Source organism: Streptomyces anandii JCM 4720 (genome assembly GCF_014650655.1).
Lineage (GTDB): Bacteria > Actinomycetota > Actinomycetes > Streptomycetales > Streptomycetaceae > Streptomyces > Streptomyces anandii.
The window spans coordinates 476759-480636 of record NZ_BMVJ01000002.1 but is presented as its reverse complement, the minus strand read 5'-3'; the positions used below and the strand labels follow the sequence as shown (position 1 = coordinate 480636).

1 protein-coding gene and 2 pseudogenes are annotated in these 3878 nt (G+C 70.1%); 1 reads left to right on the top strand and 2 read right to left on the bottom strand.

Annotation, left to right across the window (positions count from 1 at the left end):
- Positions 1–1757: pseudogene (locus tag IE249_RS36330) on the bottom strand (S8 family peptidase); the annotation flags it as partial.
- 353 nt (positions 1758–2110) lie between these two features.
- On the bottom strand, positions 2111–3355 hold the full coding sequence (locus IE249_RS05355) for a L,D-transpeptidase (RefSeq protein WP_189703567.1): 1245 nt from the start codon (positions 3353–3355) through the stop codon (positions 2111–2113).
- Positions 3356–3789: 434 nt separating this feature from the next.
- On the opposite strand from IE249_RS05355, the pseudogene IE249_RS36325 reads away from it, so the two are divergent.
- Positions 3790–3878: pseudogene (locus IE249_RS36325) on the top strand (cell wall protein); the annotation flags it as partial.

Genomic DNA, 3878 nt, shown 5'->3' with positions numbered 1-3878 from the left:
CGGATCACCGCGGCGGCCGTGCGGACGCTCTGGCCGCCGCCGGTCGCGGTGACGTACGCCGAGTAGGCGCCGTCGAGGGTGCCGCCCAGGCGGGTGTCGACGGTGACCTTGACGGAGGCGGTGCCACCGGCCGGCACCGTCACCTTGGTGGCGCCGAGCTTGAACATGCCGGCCGGGGCCGCCTTGCCCTTGGGGCCGGTGGCCGTGCTGGTGAGGGCGAGGGTGACGGGCTTGGCGCCGAGGTTGCGGTAGGTGAGCTTCTTCGTGACGGGCTTGTCGTCGGTGTGCGGCCAGGCCTGCACGCCGAAGCTCAGCGAGACCGGGTCGGCGACGACGGTCTGCTTGATGGCCCTGTCCACGGCGATCCGGCCGGCGCCCTGCTGGAAGGGGGTGTACGCGCCGCCCTTGGCCGAGCCGGTCAGCGCGGCCTTCAGCTCGGTGTGACCCCACTTGGGGTGCTCCTGTTTGAGCAGCGCGGCCGCGCCGGCGACGTGCGGGGTCGCCATCGACGTACCCGAGATGGTGAGGTAGCCGGGCGGGTTCTCGCCGACCTCCTGGTCGATGACGCTGCCCTTGGCCGCGGCGGCGGTGATGTCGACGCCGGGCGCGGTCACGTCGGGCTTGATGGCGCCGTCGCCCACGCGCGGGCCGGTGGAGGAGAAGTCGGCGAGCTTGTCCTTCTTGTCGACGGCGCCGACGGTGAGGGCGGCGTCCGCGCTGCCGGGCGAACCGATCGACTCCGGGCCGTCGTTGCCGGCGGCGATGGCGAAGAGGATGCCCTTCTGGGCGGAGAGCTTGTTCACCTCCGCCTCGAGCGGGTCGACGCCCGGCGCGTCCGGGCCGCCGAGGCTGAGGTTGACGATGTCGGCGCCCTGCTGGGCCGCCCACTCCATGCCGGCGAGGATGCCGGAGTCGTCGCCGGAGCCGGTGTCGTCGAGGACCTTGCCGTTGAGGATCCTGGCGCCGGGCGCGACGCCCTTGTACTTGCCCTTGGACTCGGCTCCGGTGCCCGCCGCGATGGAGGCGACGTGAGTGCCGTGGCCGTAGTGGTCCTTGACGTCGGCGGCGCCGGAGAAGTTCCTGGCCGCGATCACCTGGGTCTTGAGGTCGGGATGGGTGGCGTCGACGCCGGTGTCCAGGACGGCGATCTTCACGCCCTTGCCGGTGTAGCCGGCCTTCCAGGCCGCCGGGGCGCCGATCTGCGGCACGGACTTGTCGAGGCTGGCCTTGCGGACCCCGTCGAGCCAGATGTGGGCGATGCCCGCGGCGGTCCTCTTGCCGTCGGTGACCGCCTTCCACAACGCGTGGGTGTCCGTGTCCGGGGTCTGCACCGCGTCGGCGTTCAGCGCCGTCAGGGCACGGCGCAGGGTGCCGGAGGAGCGGACGCCGGCCCGGGCGCCGACGGCGGCGCCCTGGTAGCCGACGATGACCTTGAGCCCGTGGCGGAAGGACCTGCGGGCGGCGGAGGTGTTCAACTCCGTGATGTCGAACAGCCGTTGGTCGAGCTTGCCGGAGGCGACGAGACGGGCGGCGTCGGCGGGCACGACGAGGGTGTGCCCGTTCACCGTGCGGACCTGGACGGGTATGTGCTCGCGCCCCTTGGCCCGCTCCAGGCCGACCACGCGCCCCTTGGCGTCCACGGTGACGCGGTCGCCGGTGATCAGGGCGATGCTGTGGTGGGGCGCGAGCCGGGCGGCGCCGGCCGGGCGCTGCCCGTCCCGTGCCGGGGCCGTGTCCGCGGTGGCCGGGCTGGTCATGCCCGTGGCCAGGGCGACGGAGGCCGCCGTGGCGACCGTGGCCGCACAAGCTCTCTTCACTTGTCTGCGCAAAACTCCCCCTGGAGCCGGTCTGCCGGGCGAATTCCCCGTTCACCCGGCCGGGGGAAGACTCGTACTGGTGCGCGTACGCCCCCCGGGTCACGCAGTATGCCGGGGGGTGATCAGCCGCTCAATAGATGAGAGAAGGGTAAGAATTCCGTCGGGGAACTGTTACGTACCCTCCCGAACTCCGTTACGTGACGCGCCGGACGTCTTCAGGCTCCGCCGAGTGGTCGCCGGAGAACACCGATGCCGCCCCGAAGGGCGGCACCGGCGCGTGTGCTGAGGGGGCGTCAGGCGGCCGAGCCGGCCTTCCACTGGGCCCAGCTCATGTTCCAGCCGTTGAGGCCGTTGTCCGGGGAGACGGTCTTGTCGCCGGTGTTGGAGACGACCACGACGTCACCGATCAGGGAGTGGCTGAAGAACCACGCGGCCGGCGTGCTCGGGTCGCCCGCGCCCTTCTTGTCCTGCAGACCCACGCAGCCGTGGCTGGTGTTGACGTTGCCGAAGACGGACGGCGCGCCCCAGTAGTTGCCGTGGATGAAGGTGCCGGAGGTGGTCAGGCGCATGGCGTGCGGCACGTCCTTGATGTCGTACTCGCCCTTGCCGTCGGAGTCCTTGAAACCGACCGTCGCGCCGTTCATCCGGGTCTGGGTGAACTTCTCGGAGATCACCATCTGGCCCTGGTACGTGGTGTGGTCCGGGGCGCCGGCGGAGATCGGGATGGTCTTGACCGTCTTGCCGTCCTGCGTGACCTTCATCTGCTTGGTCTTGGCGTCGACGTAGGAGACCTGGTTGCGGCCGATGTGGAAGGTGACCGTCTTCTGCTGCACGCCGTACACGCCGCTCGTGCCCTCGACGCCGTCGAGGTTGAGCTTCAGCGTGACGGTGGAGCCCTCCTTCCAGTACTGCTCGGGCCGGAAGTCCAGGCGGTTGGCGCCGAACCAGTGGCCGACGACCTCCTGGCCGCTGGAGGAGGTGACGGTGATGCCCTTCTGGACGGCCGCCTTGTTGGTGATGCCCTTGTCGAAGTTGATCGAGACGGGCATGCCCACGCCGACCGTGGCGCCGTTGTCCGGCGTGAAGGAGCCGATGAAGCTGTGCGCCGGGGCGACCGTGGTGAAGGAGGCGTTCTCGTGGGCGGCGCGGCCCTTGGCGTCCGTGGCGGTCGCCGCGACCTTGTAGGTGGTGGCGCGCTCCAGCTGGACGCTGGGCTTCCAGCTCTTCTTGTCGGCGGATATCTGGCCGCTGACGGCCTTTCCGTCGGACGTGGTCATGGTGACGCCGGTGAGCGTGCCCTTGGTCACGGTCACGCCGGAGTTGTTGATGGAGGCGTTGTCCGAACCGTCGCCGGGCGTGATCTTGATCTGCGCCTCGGACGACTCCTGGGCCGCGGCCTTGTCGGCCTTGGCCTGCGAGGTGTCGCCGCCGCTGCCGTCGGAGGCGTTGCCGCTTCCGGAACAGGCAGTGAGCACCAGAACACCGCCGAGCAGTGTCGACGCGGCCACCAGGCTCCTGCGCCGCTTACTGTTCGTCATCACACGCTTCTCCATCGTCGCCGAACCCCAAAACCCCTCGAGTCCCCCGTCACCGAACCAACAACGCTACGACCGTTTGTTCCCGTTCCCCTCGCCGTACGGGTGTGGGGCTCACCACGTCCGCCGAGGCGGACGGTGCGGGTGCCGGTCCCTGCGCCGGGGGAGACGACGAAACCCCGGTCGGCGGTTGCCGTCCGGGGGCGCCGACGACCTGGTCCTCGCCGTCCCCACTGCCCACCATCATCCCCGTGCGGACTCCGGCCGGGGAAGCCGGGGTCGGGCCGGTCGTCGACCAGTACGAACGAATGGGCCTTCCCGGTTCAAACCTCCCGTGACTTTCCCGTGACCCTGGATTTTCACTAACATCAGCCCACACGGCCAATTCGCCAGCGTCACAAGGGGATCGATATTCCGTGTCACCCGCTCGTCGTACGTTGCTGACCGCCACCGCAGCGGGCACCCTGCTGGGCGCCCTGTGGTTCGTCCCCTCCGCCAACGCGACGGTGGAAACCCCGGCGAGAGC

Excerpts from the sequence above, each read along its gene's own strand:
- IE249_RS05355 (WP_189703567.1), bottom strand. The coding sequence starts at position 3,355 with ATGACGAACAGTAAGCGGCGCAGGAGCCTGGTGGCCGCGTCGACACTG.